The organism is Streptomyces sp. NPDC046335 (assembly GCF_055587985.1).
The window spans coordinates 760,703-777,500 of the sequence record NZ_JBVJFF010000001.1 but is presented as its reverse complement, the minus strand read 5'-3'; the positions used below and the strand labels follow the sequence as shown (position 1 = coordinate 777,500).

13 protein-coding genes and 1 riboswitch are annotated in these 16,798 nt (G+C 73.4%); of the genes, 9 read left to right on the top strand and 4 right to left on the bottom strand.

Annotated features, from left to right (window positions below; translation table 11 throughout):
* Positions 1-210: 210 nt before the first annotated feature.
* A complete protein-coding gene (locus ACZ6JY_RS03465; RefSeq protein WP_469191748.1) occupies positions 211-444 on the bottom strand; it encodes a ferredoxin in 234 nt (77 codons plus the stop codon).
* On the bottom strand, positions 444-1,910 hold the full coding sequence (locus ACZ6JY_RS03460) for an aldehyde dehydrogenase (protein ID WP_469191746.1): 1,467 nt from the start codon (positions 1,908-1,910) through the stop codon (positions 444-446). Before ACZ6JY_RS03460 ends, ACZ6JY_RS03465 begins: the two co-directional genes overlap by 1 nt.
* Before the next feature lie 253 nt (positions 1,911-2,163).
* Between ACZ6JY_RS03460 and ACZ6JY_RS03455 the strand changes: the two genes are divergently transcribed.
* The 7 genes from ACZ6JY_RS03455 to ACZ6JY_RS03425 all read left to right on the top strand — a co-directional run bounded on the left by ACZ6JY_RS03455 (position 2,164) and on the right by ACZ6JY_RS03425 (position 10,010).
* A complete protein-coding gene (locus tag ACZ6JY_RS03455; protein WP_469191744.1) occupies positions 2,164-3,228 on the top strand; it encodes an MBL fold metallo-hydrolase in 1,065 nt (354 codons plus the stop codon).
* Positions 3,229-3,286: 58 nt separating this feature from the next.
* Positions 3,287-3,363: riboswitch (cobalamin riboswitch) on the top strand.
* 144 nt (positions 3,364-3,507) lie between these two features.
* Positions 3,508-4,743 (top strand): prenyltransferase/squalene oxidase repeat-containing protein, encoded by a 1,236-nt coding sequence (locus ACZ6JY_RS03450; protein WP_469191742.1) that lies wholly within the window; start codon positions 3,508-3,510, stop codon positions 4,741-4,743.
* Entirely contained in the window at positions 4,740-5,438 is a 699-nt protein-coding gene (locus ACZ6JY_RS03445) for an SCO2322 family protein (protein ID WP_469191740.1), read from the top strand. Before ACZ6JY_RS03450 ends, ACZ6JY_RS03445 begins: the two co-directional genes overlap by 4 nt.
* Before the next feature lie 25 nt (positions 5,439-5,463).
* Positions 5,464-6,684 carry an energy-coupling factor transporter transmembrane component T gene (locus tag ACZ6JY_RS03440; RefSeq protein ID WP_469191738.1) on the top strand — a complete coding sequence of 407 codons (1,221 nt, stop codon included), beginning with the start codon at positions 5,464-5,466 and terminating at the stop codon, positions 6,682-6,684.
* Positions 6,681-8,366: an ABC transporter ATP-binding protein gene (locus tag ACZ6JY_RS03435; protein ID WP_469191736.1), complete on the top strand. Its 1,686-nt coding sequence runs from the start codon at positions 6,681-6,683 to the stop codon at positions 8,364-8,366. Before ACZ6JY_RS03440 ends, ACZ6JY_RS03435 begins: the two co-directional genes overlap by 4 nt.
* A complete protein-coding gene (locus ACZ6JY_RS03430; protein ID WP_469191734.1) occupies positions 8,363-9,202 on the top strand; it encodes an ECF transporter S component in 840 nt (279 codons plus the stop codon). The genes ACZ6JY_RS03435 and ACZ6JY_RS03430 overlap by 4 nt, the downstream gene beginning before the upstream one ends.
* 334 nt (positions 9,203-9,536) lie before the next feature.
* Positions 9,537-10,010: a lytic transglycosylase domain-containing protein gene (locus tag ACZ6JY_RS03425; RefSeq protein ID WP_469191732.1), complete on the top strand. Its 474-nt coding sequence runs from the start codon at positions 9,537-9,539 to the stop codon at positions 10,008-10,010.
* Positions 10,011-10,221: 211 nt separating this feature from the next.
* Here ACZ6JY_RS03425 and ACZ6JY_RS03420 read toward each other — a convergent pair whose 3' ends face one another.
* A complete protein-coding gene (locus ACZ6JY_RS03420; protein ID WP_469191730.1) occupies positions 10,222-11,391 on the bottom strand; it encodes a steroid 3-ketoacyl-CoA thiolase in 1,170 nt (389 codons plus the stop codon).
* 272 nt (positions 11,392-11,663) lie between these two features.
* Between ACZ6JY_RS03420 and ACZ6JY_RS03415 the strand changes: the two genes are divergently transcribed.
* Both ACZ6JY_RS03415 and ACZ6JY_RS03410 read left to right on the top strand, forming a co-directional pair.
* On the top strand, positions 11,664-12,908 hold the full coding sequence (locus ACZ6JY_RS03415; RefSeq protein WP_469191728.1) for a cytochrome P450: 1,245 nt from the start codon (positions 11,664-11,666) through the stop codon (positions 12,906-12,908).
* 146 nt (positions 12,909-13,054) lie between these two features.
* Positions 13,055-14,686: a hypothetical protein gene (locus ACZ6JY_RS03410; RefSeq protein WP_469191726.1), complete on the top strand. Its 1,632-nt coding sequence runs from the start codon at positions 13,055-13,057 to the stop codon at positions 14,684-14,686.
* Here ACZ6JY_RS03410 and ACZ6JY_RS03405 read toward each other — a convergent pair.
* On the bottom strand, positions 14,637-16,679 hold the full coding sequence (locus ACZ6JY_RS03405) for a bifunctional glycosyltransferase 87/phosphatase PAP2 family protein (protein WP_469191724.1): 2,043 nt from the start codon (positions 16,677-16,679) through the stop codon (positions 14,637-14,639). The two genes, ACZ6JY_RS03410 and ACZ6JY_RS03405, sit on opposite strands and share 50 nt — an antisense overlap.
* Positions 16,680-16,798: the final 119 nt, after the last annotated feature.

The following is a 16,798-nucleotide window of genomic DNA, read 5'->3' as shown; positions in this document are numbered from 1 at the left end:
ATCCCCTCCCTGCGCGTGTGGCAGAGAGATTTCCAGGGGACCGCTGGACGGAACAGTCACGACTGTCATCACATAGCCGTGCGGAACGCATGGGTTAAGTCACGTTCGCCCGCGTTCGAGTACTCAAGGTAACGGCTGGTCAGTCGCGTGGCGATACCCGTGACGGCCCACGGTGGGCCGTCACGGACGCGTGTTTCGCCGGTGTCGCCGTCAGTCCTCCGGCGGGAACACGACCTCGCCGCCGTCGGCGAGGGTGATCGTGATCGCCTCGACCGGGCAGCCCTCCGCCGCCTCCAGGACCTTCTCGTCGGCGTCGCTCTCGGGCTCCGTGGCGTGCGACTGCCGGGCGGCGTCCAGGGCGAAACCGCCGGGCGCCGTGAGCACGCACATGCCCGAGCCGATGCAGAGGGAGCGGTCGACCTCGACGCGCCAGCGGTCGCCCATCAGGCACCCGCCCCCTCGTACCCGGCCGGCAGGTGGATCATCTTGTGCTCGAAGTACTCGCCGTACCCCTCGGGCCCGAACTCCCGCCCCAGACCGGAGTTCTTGTAGCCGCCGAACGGTCCGAGCATGTCGAGGCTGAAGGTGTTCACGGAGTACGTGCCGGTGCGCACCCGGCGGGCGACGTCGATGCCGCGCTCGACGTCCGCCGTCCAGACGCTGCCGCTGAGCCCGTAGTCGGAGTCGTCGGCGATCTTCACCGCCTCGGCCTCGTCGCCGTACGGCAGCAGGCAGATGACGGGCCCGAAGATCTCCTCGCGGGCGATGCGCATCGAGTTGTCGACGCCGCCGAAGAGGGTCGGCTCGACGTACCAGCCCTGGTCGAGCCCGGGGGGACGGCCGCCGCCCGCGAGGATCTTCGCGCCCTCCTCCTGGCCGATGCGGATGTAGTCGAGGGAGCGCCGCTGCTGGCGCTCGGCGACCAGCGGGCCGAGTTCGGTCGCGGGGTCCATGGGGTCGCCGACCTTGAGCGCGGACGCGGCGGCGGAGAAGGCATCGGCGAACTCGTCGTAGCGCGTGCGGGGCACCAGGATGCGGGTCTGGGCCACGCACGCCTGGCCGTTGATCATCCAGGCGAAGGGGACGATGCCCGCGACGGCGCTCGCCGCGTCGGCGTCGGGCAGCACGATCGCGGCGGACTTGCCGCCGAGCTCCAGGGTGACGCGGGTGAGGTTGCGGGCCGCGACCTCCATGACGCGCTTGCCCGCGGCGACGGAGCCGGTGAAGGACACCTTGTCGACGCCGGGGTGCCCGACGAGGTACTCGCTGACCTCGCGGTCGGCGGAGATGACCGACAGCACGCCCGCGGGCAGGCCCGCGTCCGCGGCGATCTCCGCGAGGATGTACGCGTCCAGGGGCGCTTCCGGCGACGTCTTGAGGATCACCGGGCAGCCGGCGAGCAGCGCGGGCGCGAGCTTGGCGGCGGCGGTGAACTGCGGGACGTTCCACGGCACGACGGCCGCCACGACACCCATGGGCTCGCGGCGGACGAGGAGCTTGCCGAGCACTCCGTCGCGCGGCTCCTCGTAGGGGAAGTCGCGGGCGACGGTGAGCGCCGCGTCCCACACCATCATCGCGGCGAGGGCCTGCACCATCACGCTGGAGGTGTACGGGGTGCCGTTCTCGGAGCTGATGACGCGGGCGATCTCCTCGTGCCGCGCCGCGAAGCCGTCCTTGATCCTGGTGACGACCCCGATCCGCTCGTCCACGGTCATGCGCGGCCAGGGTCCCTCGTCGAACGCCTTGCGCGCGGTGGCGACGGCGCGGTCCACATCGGCGGGGGCCGCGTGCGGGACGCGGGCGAAGACCCGGCCGGTGTGCGGCGACACGACGTCGATGACGCCCTTGCCGAGCGGGTCCACCAACTCCCCGCCGATGAACAGCTGTCCGTGTTCCACGAGCTCCGTCATGGCTGACTGCCTCCTGCGGGGCGACTGCGGGGCTGTTACGTGGCGGCCAGGAGGGCGTTTCCTGACTGCGTATCAGAACTGATACCAGTTCTACTTGCAGGAGTCCACGGCGTGCGCGGGGTCACCAACAGGCGGGCCAACGGCCGGGCCGGGCGGTCGACTTGGGCGACCATTGGAACTAGTTCTAGTTATAGTGGCGGGGGCCGCATCGCGGACCGCGAGCGGCACGGAGCGAGCAGAGACGAGGGCGCCCATGACGCAGGTGAGCGCACGGCCGGGCGGCCCGCCGGTGATCGAGCACGGCGGAGGCGTCTGGAGCATCAAGGTCCCGATCCCCGACAACCCCCTCGGCTTCACCCTCGTGCACCTCCTGGACACCGACCGCGGCCCCGTCCTGATCGACACCGGCTGGGACGACCCCACGTCCTGGTCCGCCCTCGCCGCCGGGCTCCGCGCGTGCGGCGCCGCCGTCGAGGACGTGACCGGGGTCCTCATCACCCACCACCACCCCGACCACCACGGCCTCTCGGCCAAGGTCCGCGAGGCCTCCGGGGCCTGGATCGCCATGCACGAGGCCGACGCGGACGTGGTGCGCCGCACCCGCTCCCACGCCCCCGAGCGCTGGTACGGCTACATGGCCGCGAAGCTCACCGCGGCCGGCGCCCCCGCCGAGCACGTCGCCCCGCTGCTCCGCGCCGCCGCCGAGGGCCGCCCCCGCAAGCTGCCCGGCCTCGACCCCGCCCTGCCCGACCGGTCCATCACCCCGGGCGAGCTCCTCGACCTGCCGGGCCGCAGGCTGCGCGCGGTCTGGACGCCCGGCCACACCCCCGGCCACGTCTGCCTGCACCTGGAGGAGGACCACCCGGCGGGGCTGCCGGGCAACGGCCGTCTCTTCTCCGGCGACCACCTGCTGCCCGGCATCACCCCGCACATCGGCCTCTACGAGGACCCGGACGACGACACGGTCACCGATCCCCTCGGCGACTACCTGGACTCGCTGGAGCGCGTCGGCCGCCTCGGCCCCGCCGAAGTGCTCCCGGCCCACCAGCGCGCCTTCACCGACGCCCCGGCCCGCGTCCGCGAGCTCCTCGCCCACCACGAGGAGCGCCTGACGGGGCTGCTCGCCCTCCTCGCCGAGCCCCTCACCCCCTGGCGGCTCGCCGAACGCATGGAGTGGAACCGCCCCTGGGCCGAGATCCCCTACGGCTCCCGCGGCATCGCCGTCTCGGAGGCGGAGGCCCACGTGCGGCGCCTGGTCGGGCTGGGGCGCGCGGAGGCGGTGGCGGGGAGCGACCCGGTGACGTACGTGGCGGTGTGACCACCAGCGCCTCGGCCCCGGCCGGTAGAGTGGGCGGGTCGTCCTCACGTCCGCGCAGGGGGAAGCCGGTGGGAGCCCGGCGCTGACCCGCAGCCGTATACCACTGCCCATGGCCCGTGGTGAGCCGGAATGCCCTGCGCGGCGCGTGACCGGCTCGCTTCACCGGGACCCCCGGTGAGCGGCACCGTCGAGGTATACGGAGCCGGAGCCGCCCGGAAGCCGTGCTCGCACGGGCCCGTGCCGCCCCGCTCCCCGCAGGGAGAGGCAACCCGCCGCATCATGAACGTTCGCCGCAGCGCAGCGGTCCTGGCCGCAGTGGCCGTGTTCGGCTCGGCCGCCGCACCGGCGGCCTTCGCGGACGGCCCGTCGCCGTCGCCCGCGCTCCCCTCGGGGCTCTACGGAAAGACCGACCCGAAGTTCGACGGCGTCTTCCGCCAGTCGTACGCCCTGCTCGCCCAGCACACCGCGGGCGTCGAGCCCGCGCCGAAGGCCGTCGACTGGCTCACCGGGCAGCAGTGCGCGAGCGGCGGCTTCGCGGCGTACCGCCCGGACGCGGACAAGCCGTGCGACGCGAAGACGGCCGTCGACAGCAACTCCACCGCCGCCGCCGTGCAGGCCCTCGCCGCGCTCGGACAGAAGGACAAGAACCTGGCGGCGACGGTCGACAAGAGCGTCGGCTGGCTGAAGTCGGTGCAGAACAAGGACGGCGGCTGGGGCTACAGCCCCGGGCTGCCCTCCGACGCCAACTCCACCGGCATCGCCGTCGGCGCGCTCGCCGCCGCGGGCCAGAACCCGGCGAGCGTCAAGAAGGCCGGCAAGTCCGCCTATGACGCGCTGCCGAAGCTCGCCATGGACTGCGGCAAGGACGGCGGCGCCTTCGGGCTCGCCGACGCCAAGTCCGGCAAGCTCTCGCCGAACGCCGACGCCACCGCGGCCGGCGTGCTCGGCAGCCTCGGCAAGGGCCTGGTCGTGGAGCCCGCCGAGAAGGCCGCGTCCGGGACCCCGGAGTGCGCGAAGCCGGACTCCGCGTCGCAGGCCGCGAGCAACGGCACCGCCTACCTCCTCAAGACCCTCGGCGACACCGACGACCACCTGATGTCCTCGATGCCGGGCGCCAAGGACCAGCCCGACCAGGGCAACACCGCCGACTCCGTGCTGGCGCTCGCCGCCGCCGGGCAGAAGGAGCAGGCCGAGAAGTCCGCCGAGTGGCTCGCCGGGAACTCCGCGGACTGGGCGAAGCAGTCGGGCCCCGCCGCCTACGCCCAGCTGATCCTCGCCGCGCACGCCGCGGGCATGGACCCGCGGGACTTCGGCGGCGCCGACCTGGTCAAGCAGCTCAACGCCCAGGGCCCGGCCCCCGAGACCGCCTCCAAGTCGCCGTCCGCGGCCGACACGGACGAGAAGAAGGACGACGACGGCGGCGTCAGCATCTGGTGGATCATCGGCGTCGGCATGGTCGCCGGCATCGGCATCGGCTTCCTGTACAGCGGCAACCGCAAGAAGCAGCAGCCGTGACGCGGGGCCGTGCGTGGCGCGGGCGCCTGGTGGCGGGGGCGTTCGCCGCCGCCCTCCTGAGCGTCCTCGCCGCCGCGCCCTCATCGGCGGCCGGCTACCGCTACTGGTCGTTCTGGGACAGGGACGGCGACGCGTGGACGTACGCGAACCAGGGTCCTGGCACCGCCCGGCCCGACGACGGTGACGTGCAGGGGTTCCGCTTCGCGGTCTCCGCGGACTCCGACAACGCCACCAGGCCGCGCGGCGCCGCCGACTTCGACGACATCTGCGCGGGCACACCTGCCGAGGACGGCCGCAAGCGCGTCGCCCTGGTCATCGACTACGGCCGGGCAGCGGACGCCCCCGGCGGCGAGAAGCCGCCCGAGCGGCGGACCGCCTGCGCCCGGGTCGCCGATGACGCCACCAGCGCCGAGGCCCTGGCCTCGGTCGCGAAGCCGCTGCGCTACGACAGCAAGGCCCTGCTCTGCGCCATCGACGGCTATCCCGAGGCGGGCTGCGGCGAGCAGGTCTCCGGCGACGGCGAGCCGTCCGCGGCGGCGGACTCCGGCCAGGACGCGGCGGACTCCGGCCGGAACAAGGACGACGAGGACGGCGAGGACGACGGCGGGCCCTCCGTCGGCCTGATCGCCGGGGTCGCCGCCGTGGCGCTGCTCGGCGGCGCCGCGCTCTGGCAGACCCGTCGCCGCCGCGGCTGACGCGGCACCGGACACGGACGGCACCATGACGCACCACGGCAGCACCGCGCCCGGCCGCCTCGGGCGCCGCCTCGCCCCCGAGGCGCACCGGAGCAACGCGCTGCACCCGGGCGCCTGGTGGCTGTGGGCCCTCGGCCTCGGCACCGCCGCGTCCCGTACGACCAATCCGCTCCTCATCGGCCTGCTGATCGGCGTCGCGGGTTACGTCGTGGCGGCGCGCAGGACGTCCGCGCCCTGGGCGAAGTCGTACGGCGCCTTCGTGAAGCTGGGCCTGGTCGTGATCGGCATCCGCCTGGTCTTCGCGGTCGTGCTCGGCTCGCCGATCCCGGGCACACACACCGTCGTGACGCTCCCCGAGGTCCCGCTGCCCGACTGGGCCAGGGGCGTGCGGATCGGCGGCCGGGTGACGGCGGAGGGCCTCCTCTTCGCGCTCTACGACGGGATCAGACTGGCGGGCCTGCTGATCTGCGTGGGCGCCGCCAACGCCCTCGCGGGACCGGCCCGGCTCCTCAAGTCACTGCCGGGCGCGCTCTACGAGGTGGGGGTCGCCGTCGTCGTGGCGATGACCTTCGCGCCGAACCTCATCACCGACGTGCGGCGGCTCCGGGCCGCGCGCCGCCTGCGCGGACGCCCCGACCGGGGGGTGCGCGGGCTGCTCCAGGTCGGACTTCCGGTGCTCGAAGGCGCCCTGGAGCGGTCGGTCGCGCTGGCCGCCGCGATGGACGCGCGGGGGTTCGGGCGCAGCGCCGCGGTCTCGCGCCGGGTGCGCGTGGCGACGGCCGTGCTGACCCTCGGCGGCCTGATGGGCGTGTGCGTGGGTACGTACGGGCTGCTCACCGCGCAGGGTGCCTCCTACGGGCTGCCCGTCCTGACCTGCGGTCTGCTCGCGGCCCTCGCGGGGCTGCGGCTCGGCGGCCGCCGCTCGGTGCGCACCCGCTACCGGCCCGACCGCTGGGGTGTGCGCGCCTGGCTGGTCGCCGGGTCCGGGGTCACCGTCGCGGGCCTGACGATCTGGGCGGCCGCCTTCGACACGGCGGCCCTGCACCCCGGCGTCGTGCCCCTGACCGCCCCGACGCTGCCGCTGTGGCCCGCCGCCGCCGCCCTGGTCGGCCTCCTGCCGGGTTTCGTGGCGCCGGTCCCCACGGGCGAACAGGCCCCCGCGCCGCCCCGCGGGAAGCCACCGGTCCAGCTCCGCAAGCCCGCGCCCGCCGGGCCGTCCCCCACCCCTTCCGAGGAGACCTCATGATCCGCTTCGAGGACGTCTCCGTGACGTATGAGGGAGCAGCGGGACCCACGGTCCAGGGGGTCGACCTCGCCGTGCCCGAGGGCGAGCTCGTGCTGCTCGTCGGCCCGTCCGGGGTCGGCAAGTCGACGCTGCTCGGCACGGTGAGCGGCCTGGTGCCGCACTTCACCGGCGGCACCCTGCGCGGCCGGGTGACCGTGGCGGGCCGCGACACCCGTACCCACAAGCCCCGTGAACTCGCCGACGTCGTCGGCACCGTCGGCCAGGACCCCCTCGCGCACTTCGTGACGGACACGGTCGAGGACGAGCTGGCGTACGGCATGGAGTCGCTCGGCCTCGCCCCCGACGTGATGCGCAGGCGGGTCGAGGAGACCCTTGACCTCCTCGGTCTCGCCGATCTGCGCGACCGGCCCATCGCCACGCTCTCCGGCGGCCAGCGGCAACGGGTCGCGATCGGCTCGGTCCTCACCCCGCACCCCCAGGTTCTCGTCCTCGACGAGCCGACCTCCGCGCTCGACCCGGCCGCCGCCGAGGAGGTCCTCGCCGTGCTCCAGCGGCTCGTGCACGACCTCGGCACGACCGTGCTGATGGCCGAGCACCGCCTTGAGCGGGTCGTGCAGTACGCGGACCAGGTCCTGCTCCTCGCGGCGCCCGGCGAGCCGCCGGTGCTCGGCGACCCGGCCGAGCTGATGGCCCGCTCGCCCGTCCAGCCCCCGGTGGTCGCGCTCGGCCGCCTCGCCGGCTGGTCGCCGCTGCCGCTGACCGTGCGGGACGCGCGGCGCAGGGCGGGCGTGCTGCGGGACCGGCTCGCGGACGTGGCACCGCGCCAGGAGGCGACGGCCGCCCAGCGGCCCGAACGCGGGAGCCGCAGGCCCCTCTCACGACGGGGGCGCGCCCCCGAGTCCACGCTCGCACCGGCGGCCTCGGTGGCGGGCCTCGCCGTCCGGCGCGGCCGGGTCGAGGCGCTGCGCCGCGTCGACCTGACCGTCACGCCCGGCGAGACCGTCGCCCTCATGGGCCGCAACGGCGCCGGAAAGTCGACCCTGCTCTCCACCCTGGTCGGCCTGCTCGAACCCACGTCGGGTTCGGCGCGCGTCGGCGGGGCGGTCCCCCACCGCACCGCCCCGCGCCACCTGATCAAGCACGTCGGCCTCGTCCCCCAGGAACCTCGCGACCTCCTCTACGCGGACACCGTGGCCGCCGAGTGCGTCGCCGCCGACCGGGACGCGGACGCGGCGCCCGGGTCCTGCCGGGCCCTGGTGACCGAGCTGCTGCCCGGCATCGCGGACGACACGCACCCCCGTGACCTCTCCGAGGGCCAGCGCCTCGCGCTCGCCCTGGCGATCGTCCTGACCGCGCGCCCGCCCCTGCTCCTCCTCGACGAGCCGACCCGCGGCCTCGACTACGCGGCCAAGGCCCGCCTGGTCGCGATCCTGCGCGGGCTCGCGGCCGAGGGCCACGCGATCGTCCTCGCCACGCACGACGTGGAACTGGCCGCGGAGATCGCCCACCGGGTGGTGATCCTCGCGGACGGCGAGGTCGTCGCCGACGGGCCGACCCCGCAGATCGTGGTCTCCTCGCCCTCCTTCGCACCGCAGGTGACCAAGATCCTCGCGCCGAGGGAGTGGCTGACGGTGGCGCAGGTGCGCGAGGCGCTGAACGCGGCGGAGGGGACGACGCCATGAGCGGAGCCCCCGTGCAGACCCGGTCCCGACCCGTCCCCGTCCGCCTGGGCCGCCGCTCGATCGCCGCGCTGGTGCTGGTCAGCGCGGTCGGTGTGGCCGCCTTCGGCTGGCCGCTCCTCGCGGACGGCGAGTCGGGCCTCGCCGACCACGCGCAGGACGCGCCGTGGCTGTTCGCGGCGCTGCTGCCGCTGCTGCTCGCCGTGGTCGTGGCGACCATCGCGGACGTCGGCCTGGACGCCAAGGCCATCGCCATGCTGGGCGTACTGGCCGCCGCGGGTGCCGCGCTGCGGCCGCTGGGCGCGGGCACGGCGGGCATCGAGCCCATGTTCTTCCTGATGGTGCTGAGCGGGCGGGTGCTCGGGCCTGGCTTCGGGTTCGTGCTGGGGGCGGTGTCGATGTCCGCTTCGGCGCTGCTCACCGGCGGGGTGGGGCCGTGGATGCCGTTCCAGATGCTGTCGATGGGCTGGGTCTGCATGGGCGCGGGCCTGCTGCCGGGCCCCGACAGCCTGCGGGGCCGCCGCGAGCTGTGGCTGCTGACGGCGTACGGGGCGGTGTCCTCGATCGCCTACGGCACGGTGATGAACCTCCAGGGCTGGCCCTACCTCGGCGGCCTCGCCACCGGCGTCTCCTTCGTCCCCGGCGACCCCCTCGCGGACAACCTCGGCCGCTTCGTCGCGTACTGCCTGGCGACGTCCATGGGCTGGGACCTGCCCCGGGCCGTCGTCACTGCCGTGCTGAGCCTGACGCTCGGCCCCGCGGTACTCAAGGCCCTGCGGCGGGCCACGCGGCGGGCGGCCTTCGAGGCGCCGGTCACCTTCGAGGCTCCCGAGCGGTAGGCGCGTCTGCGCGGACCGTCACCTCGGAGCGGCGCGTCCGTGAGGCGGCCCACAGGTCCTTGGTCCTCTACGAGGCGGGGCCGTAGCCGCAGATCCTGACGCGACCGCCTCAGGACCCGTCCCGACCTGCCGGTGGAGAGCCGGCTCACCCACGGAAGAACGTCCCTACTTCCGGCATCAACTAGTAAAAGGGGGCATTGCGGCAGGTCCGCGCCCCTGTTTCGCTGGATGAGTCGCAAGGCGCCGACGACCCCTCGGGATCTCGGCGCCTCCGCATGTCCCCCGCGTTCCACGGCGTGCGCCGCGACCCCCGTCCCCCACCGGAAGGTCCTCAGTGTCCGCCTCGCTCATCCGCCGCGTCGCTTCCCCGAAGAAGGCCATCACCGGCGGCCTCGTCGCCGCCGCCGCGTCCGGCCTGGTCTTCGCCGCGGCCCCCGCTCAGGCAGCCACCCCGACCAGCGCGAAGGCCACCGCCCCGGCCGCCGCTCCCGCCGCTCCCGGCTCTCCCGCCGCCGCTCCGACGTCCGCCAAGGCGATCGCGAAGCAGAAGATCAAGGACCCCGCGCAGTTCGCCGCGTTCGACAAGATCGTGTCGCACGAGAGCGGCTGGAACCCCAGCGCGACGAACTCCTCCTCGGGCGCGTACGGCCTGGTCCAGGCCCTCCCCGGCTCCAAGATGGCCTCGGCGGGCAAGGACTGGAAGACCAACCCCGAGACCCAGATCGAATGGGGCCTCAAGTACATGAACGACCGCTACGGCAGCCCGACCGGCGCATGGGCCCACTGGCAGGCGAACGGCTGGTACTGACCTCCCCGCCGAGCACGCCCCGAAGCCGCCCCAAGCCCGTCCGGCGCCCCGAAGCCCCTCCAAGCCCGTCCGGCGTTTGAGGACGAACTCGGCGGAGCCGGTGATCACGGCGCCCGAAGCCCCTTCAAGCCCGTCCGGCGCTTGAGGACGAACTCGGCGGAGCCGGTGATGGCGGGGCGCGAAGCCAGGCGCGGCGGGAGCCCCCCGGCCACTACAGCCGCTGCAAGATCGTCCCAGTGGCCACCGCACCCCCCGCACACATCGTGACCAGCGCGAATTCCTTGTCCCGCCGCTCAAGCTCATGTAATGCCGTCGTGATGAGCCGCGCCCCGGTCGCCCCCACGGGGTGACCGAGGGCGATCGCGCCGCCGTTGACGTTCACCTTCTCCAGGTCCTGCCCGAAGACCTGCGCCCAGCTCAGCACCACCGAGGCGAACGCCTCGTTGACCTCCACGATGTCGATGTCCTTCAGGGACATCCCCGCCTTGCCGAGCACCGCCCGCGTCGCGTCGACCGGCCCGTCGAGATGGAAGTGCGGATCGGCGCCGACCAGCGCCTGGGCGACGATCCGGGCCCGCGGCTTCAGCTTGAGCGCCCGGGCCATCCGCTTGGACGCCCACATGATGGCCGCCGCCCCGTCGGAGATCTGCGAGGAGTTGCCCGCCGTGTGCACGGCGGTCGGCATGACCGGCTTCAGACCGCCGAGCCCCTCCATCGTCGTGTCGCGCAGCCCCTCGTCCCGGTCGACGAGCCGCCACATGCCCTGCCCGGCGGCCTGCTCCTCCTCGGTGGTGGGCACCTGGACGGCGAACGTCTCGCGTTTGAAGCGTCCCTCCGACCACGCCGTGGCCGCCCGCTCCTGCGAGATGAGCCCGAGGGAGTCCACGTTCTCCCGGGTGAGCCCCCGCTTGCGGGCGATGCGCTCGGCGGCCTCGAACTGATTCGGCAAGTCCACGTTCCACTCGTCGGGGAACGGCTTCCCGGGGCCATGCTTGGACCCGGACCCCAGCGGCACCCGCGACATCGCCTCCACGCCGCAGCTGATCCCGACGTCGATGACCCCGGCCGCGACCATGTTGGCGACCATGTGGCTGGCCTGCTGCGACGAGCCGCACTGGCAGTCCACCGTCGTCGCCGCCGTCTCGTACGGAAGCCCCATGGTGAGCCAGGCCGTGCGCGCCGGGTTCATGGACTGCTCGCCGGCGTGCGTCACCGTGCCGCCGACGATCTGCTCGACGCAGTCCGCGTGGATGCCGGTGCGGCCGAGGACTTCGCGGTAGGTCTCCCCGAGCAGATAGGCGGGGTGGAGGTTGGCGAGCGCGCCCGCGCGCTTGCCGATGGGGGTGCGTACGGCTTCGACGATGACAGGTTCCGCGGCCATGGGGCTGGTCCTCTCCGTCCACGTCCCGCGAGCCGTCCCGGCGGCTCGCGAGTGTAACCAGTAGTAACTAGTACGCGTTCTAGTTCTGCACAGCAGTCTGCTGAGCCCGACCCCGGCGCCGCAAGGGTCTTGCACGCCCCGAGACCGCCCGAGCCACCCCGCGCGGCCCCCCATCGCCCGGCAAGGACCCCGTCGCGGCCCTTGCGACTTGTAGAACCCGTTATTACCTTGCGAGCACATCTCCTGATGACCCGTCAGACCTGGAGTTGCCGATGCCCTGTCCAGCGCTGCCCGACGGGTTCGACTTCACCGACCCCGACCTGCTCCAAGACCGCGTACCGCTCCCGGAGTTCGCGACCCTGCGCCAGACCGAACCGGTGCGCTGGATCGTCCAGCCGCCCCGCATATCCGGCTTCGACGACGCGGGGTACTGGGCCGTCACCCGGCACGAGGACGTCAAGTACGTCTCCACGCACCCGGAGCTGTTCTCCTCCTACCTCAACACCGCGATCATCCGCTTCAACGAGTCGATCAGCCGCGACGCGATCGACGCCCAGCGGCTGATCATGCTCAACATGGACCCGCCCGAGCACACCCGCGTACGGCAGATCGTGCAGCGCGGCTTCACGCCCCGCGCCATCCGCTCGCTGGAGGACGCGCTGCGCGCCCGCGCGGGCTCGGTCGTCGCGGCGGCGCTCGAGAACGCGGGCCCCGACGGCGGTTTCGACTTCGTCACCGATGTCGCCGTCGAACTGCCGCTCCAGGCCATCGCCGAGCTGATCGGCGTACCCCAGGGCGACCGCTCCAAGATCTTCGACTGGTCGAACAAGATGGCGGCCTACGACGACCCGGAATACGCCATCACGGCGGAGGTCGGGGCCGAGGCCGCGATGGAGATCGTCTCCTACGCCATGAACCTCGCCGTCGCCCGCAAGGAGTGCCCCGCCAAGGACATCGTCAGCCAGTTGGTGGCGGCGGAGGACGAGGGCAACCTCTCCTCCGACGAGTTCGGCTTCTTCGTGATCCTGCTCGCGGTCGCCGGCAACGAGACCACCCGCAACGCCATCACCCACGGCATGCACGCCCTCCTTACCCACCCGGACCAGTGGGAGCTCTTCAAACGCGAGCGCCCCGCGACCACCGCGGAGGAGATCGTGCGCTGGGCGACCCCCGTGGTCTCCTTCCAGCGCACGGCGACACAGGACACGGAGCTCGGCGGCGCGAGGATCAAGGCGGGCGACCGGGTCGGCATCTTCTACTCCTCCGCCAACAACGACCCCGAGGTCTTCGACGACCCCGGCACCTTCGACATCACCCGCGACCCCAACCCCCACCTGGGCTTCGGCGGCGGCGGCCCGCACTTCTGCCTCGGCAAGTCCCTGGCCGTCCTGGAGATCAACCTCATCTTCAACGCGGTCGCCGACGCCATGCCGGGGCTCCACCTGACGGGCGAGCCGCGCAGACTCCGCTCGGCCTGGCTGAACGGCGTGAAGGAGCTGCGGGTCAGCACCGGCTGACCGCCGTTTCCGGCCGTCCCCTTTACGGAACCAACGTTTCCGTTGCGTGCCGCGTCCTGGGAGGTGAACCTTGCCTTTCAGGACGCCGACACGTCAGGACGCCGAGGACTCCGGGACGTCAGGCGTCAGGATGCCGAACGGAAACGGTGGCCGTGGTCTCTGCCGACTTCTCGATCGCCCCGTCCGGCAGCGCGCCCAGCGAGCGGAATTCCTCGCTCCGCGGGCTCTGCCGCAGACACCGCGTACCCCTGCTCGCCACCGTCCCCACCCTGCCCCTGTACGCGGTGTGGGCGGCGTTCCTCGCCACCGGCGGCGGTGACCTGGCGGCGCAGGAGGCATGGGCGCGGTTCGCCTCGGAGCACGGGGCAGCCGCGTACAACCTCTTCTGGTACGGCGGCATGCACACCGCCAACTACAGCCTCATCTCGCCCTATCTGATGGCCGCGGCGGGCGTGAAGACCGTGACGGTGCTCTCCGGGGTCGCGGGCGCCTGGCTGGTCGCCGCGCTCATCGGGCGCACCGGCGTCCACCGGCCCCTGTGGCCCGCGGTGCTCGCCTCGCTCGGCATCTGGTGCAACGTCGCATCGGGCCGCACGACGTTCGCGCTCGGCCTGGCCTTCGGCCTCGCGGCCTGCCTGGCGCTCGTACGGGAACGGCGCGCGGCCGTGGCCGCCGGGTGCGCGGCGCTCGCCGCCATGGGCTCCCCCGTGGCGGGGCTCTTCCTGGTGGTGGCGGGCGCGGGCTACTTCTTCGTACGCGACTGGGTGCGCGCGGCGGTCCTGATCGCGCCGCCCTTCCTGGTCGTGGCGACCACCACGCTGCTCTTCCCGTTCAACGGCGAACAGCTGATGCCCTCCGACCGGATCTACCCGCCGGTCCTCTTCGGCCTGGCCCTGGTGGTGGCGGCGCCGCGCGAGTGGCGGGTGCTGCGCTGGGCCGCGGGGGTCTACGCGGCCGGGACCGTCCTCACGTACCTCACCCCGTCACCCATCGGCACGAACGTCGAGCGCCTCGCGGAGCTGGTCGGCCCCGCGGCGCTGCTCGCCGCCCTGCTCGCGCCCGGACTCGTCCGGTCGCGGCGGATCATCCTCGCGGTGGCCCTGGTCCTCTCCTCGGCCTGGGTGGTCCAGAAGACCTGCGACGACCTGGCCGTCTCCACGAAGGTGCCCGCCTGGGCGGCCGACACCCGGGGGGTGGTGCGCGAGCTGGAGCGGCTCGGCGCCGACCGGGTCCGCGTCGAGGTGGTCCCGGCCCGCAACCACCGCGAGGCCACCGCGCTCGCCCCCTACGTGAACATGGCGCGCGGCTGGAACCGCCAGCTCGACATCGAACGCGGGCGCCTCTTCTACGACGGCACGTTCTCCGCGGCCACCTACCGCGCCTGGCTGGACAAGTGGGCCGTCGGGTACGTCGTGCTGCCATCGGGCAAGCCGGACGGGCCCGCCGAGGACGAGGCGGCGCTGGTGGCGAGCGGCCCGAAGTGGCTGGACCCGGTGTGGCAGGACGCGCACTGGCAGATCCTGCGGGTGAAGGACCCGGTGCCGCTGGTCTCGCGCCCCGCGTCCGTCGTCCGCACCACGGGCTCCGACATGGTGGTGCGCGTCCCCGAGCGGGGCTCGGTGACGGTCCGCCTCGTGTACTCGCCGTGGCTGCGGGCGCAGGGTGCCTGCCTCCGGCGCCAGGGCGAGTTCACCCGCCTCTCGGTGCCGGAGCCGGGCACCTACCGGATCAGCTCGGGGTACGGTCCTTCGCCGAGTCGTCCCGCGACCTGCCGCTGACGGGCCGGCCGCGGCTCACCCGGGGCCCCGATACGAGGTAGGTCAGGCCGAAGCCCGCGCCGACCACGGCCGCGCCGCCCACCGCGTCGAGCACCCAGTGGTTGCCGGTCGCCACGATCGCGGAGGCCGTGAGGAGCGGATGCAGCGTGCCGAGGGCCTTCATCCACCACTTCGGCGCGAGGACCGCGATGACCAGGCCGCACCACAGGGACCAGCCGAAGTGCAGCGAGGGCATCGCCGCGTACTGGTTGGTGAGATCGGTCAGCGTGCCGTAGTTCGGCTTGGTGAAGTCCTGCACGCCATGCACCGTGTCGATGAAGCCGAGGCCGGGCATCAGGCGCGGCGGGGCGAGCGGATAGGCCCAGAAGCCGACGAGGGCGAGGACCGTGGCGCAGCCGAGCGCGGAGCGCGCCCAGCGGTAGTCGGCGGGACGCCGCACGTACAGGACGGCGAGGACGCTCAGCGGCACCACGAAGTGGAACGACGTGTAGTAGAAGTTGAAGAACGCCTCCAGGCGGCCACCCGTGGCCACCGCGTGGTTGACCCAGTGCTCGATGTCGATGCGCAGGAACCGCTCGGCCGCGTGGATCTGCTCGCCGTGGTGCTCGGCCCTCGCCCGGCCGCCGGAGATGGTGCCGCCGGTCGCCGCGAGCCTGACCTGCTGGTACGCGGCGTAGCCGACGCGGATCAGCAGCAGTTCGAGGAGCAGGTTCGGGCGGGTCAGGACGCGCCGGAAGAACGGCACGAGCGGCACCCGGGACCAGCGGGCGGGCACGGTCTCGGCGTAGTCGGCCGGGAGAGGGCTGCGGTACTGGGGGTGGGCGCGGGAAAGGAACGGCACGACCGTGGCGGCGGCGAGCGCCGCGATCAGCACGATGTTGTCGCGGACCGGCTCGGTGACCGGCATGTTCGGCAGCATCATCTTGGCGGGCAGCGTCGACACGAGGACGACGGCCACCGGCCACATGTACCGGTCGGAGCGGCGCTTGCCGACCCGGCCGACCACCGCGAAGAGCACCCACAGGAGCTGGTGCTGCCAGGTCGTGGGCGACACCGCGACGACGACGCAGCCGGTGATCGCGACGGCGAGGAGGAGCTGCCCGTCCTCGGCGAAGCGCACCGCGCGGCGCAGCCCGAGGAGGGCGACGGCCGCGCCCAGGGCCAGGAACAGCGCGATCTCCACCGGGCCCGTGAGGCCGAGGCGGAGCAGCATGCCGTGCAGCGACTGGTTGGCGTTGGCGTCCGGGCTCGCGCCGAGGCCCGCTCCTGCGAGGTGGTGGACCCAGTACGTCCATGAGTCGCGCGGCATGGCGGCCCAGGCGAGCGCCGTGCAGGCGGCGAAGCCGGCACCGGCGGACACGGCGGCCTTCCTGCGCCCCGTGCACCAGAGCAGGGCGGCGAAGAGCAGCATGGTCGGCTGGAGCGCCGCGCCGACGCCGATCAGTACGCCGCTGGCCCGCTCGCCGCGCACGGCGAAGAGACCGAGGAGCACGAGCAGCACCGGGAGGATGCTGGTCTGGCCGAGGTGGAGGGCGTTGCGGACCGGCAGCGACAGGATGAGCAGGCTGATCGCCACGGGGGCGGCGAGCAGCGAGGTGCGCCGGGAGACCGGCCGCGGCAGGGCACGGGCGGCGACCAGGCCGAGCGAGATCACCAGGCCGAGCGTGCCGAAGGTCCACATCCAGCCGAGCGCCTGCTCCCCGGAGCGGGCGAGCGGCTTGAGGACGAGGCCGGCGAAGGGGGTCCCGGTGAATCTGTCCGCGTCGTAGAAGGAGCCCTTCACGCGGAGGACGCCCTCCGGCCCGATCCAGGTCTCCAGATCGGTGAGCCGTTCCCCGCTGGGGGTGCTCAGGACGGCGGCCACCTGCCGGACCGCCAGGACCGTCGCGATCAGCCAGAGGGCGGCACGGGCCGCTCCGATCCGCGCCCCGGGTCCGTCGGCCCGCCCGGCTCCCAGAGCATTGCCCGGTCCCCTGTGCTCAACGTCCGCCACGCCGCGTCGGCCCTCCCACCCGGATTCGTCCTGGCTTCGGTGCTGTCTTCGGTGCTGTCTTCGGTCCTGTCCTCTGAGACGCGCGCAACCACCGGTTCGCCTGGCGGCCGCCCCCCGCT

Coding starts and splice junctions, on each gene's coding strand:
- ACZ6JY_RS03450 (WP_469191742.1), top strand. CDS start 3,508: ATGAACGTTCGCCGCAGCGCAGCGGTCCTGGCCGCAGTGGCCGTGTTC.
- ACZ6JY_RS03415 (WP_469191728.1), top strand. CDS start 11,664: ATGCCCTGTCCAGCGCTGCCCGACGGGTTCGACTTCACCGACCCCGAC.
- ACZ6JY_RS03420 (WP_469191730.1), bottom strand. CDS start 11,391: ATGGCCGCGGAACCTGTCATCGTCGAAGCCGTACGCACCCCCATCGGC.
- ACZ6JY_RS03435 (WP_469191736.1), top strand. CDS start 6,681: ATGATCCGCTTCGAGGACGTCTCCGTGACGTATGAGGGAGCAGCGGGA.
- ACZ6JY_RS03465 (WP_469191748.1), bottom strand. CDS start 444: ATGGGCGACCGCTGGCGCGTCGAGGTCGACCGCTCCCTCTGCATCGGC.
- ACZ6JY_RS03460 (WP_469191746.1), bottom strand. CDS start 1,910: ATGACGGAGCTCGTGGAACACGGACAGCTGTTCATCGGCGGGGAGTTG.
- ACZ6JY_RS03430 (WP_469191734.1), top strand. CDS start 8,363: ATGAGCGGAGCCCCCGTGCAGACCCGGTCCCGACCCGTCCCCGTCCGC.
- ACZ6JY_RS03440 (WP_469191738.1), top strand. CDS start 5,464: ATGACGCACCACGGCAGCACCGCGCCCGGCCGCCTCGGGCGCCGCCTC.
- ACZ6JY_RS03455 (WP_469191744.1), top strand. CDS start 2,164: ATGACGCAGGTGAGCGCACGGCCGGGCGGCCCGCCGGTGATCGAGCAC.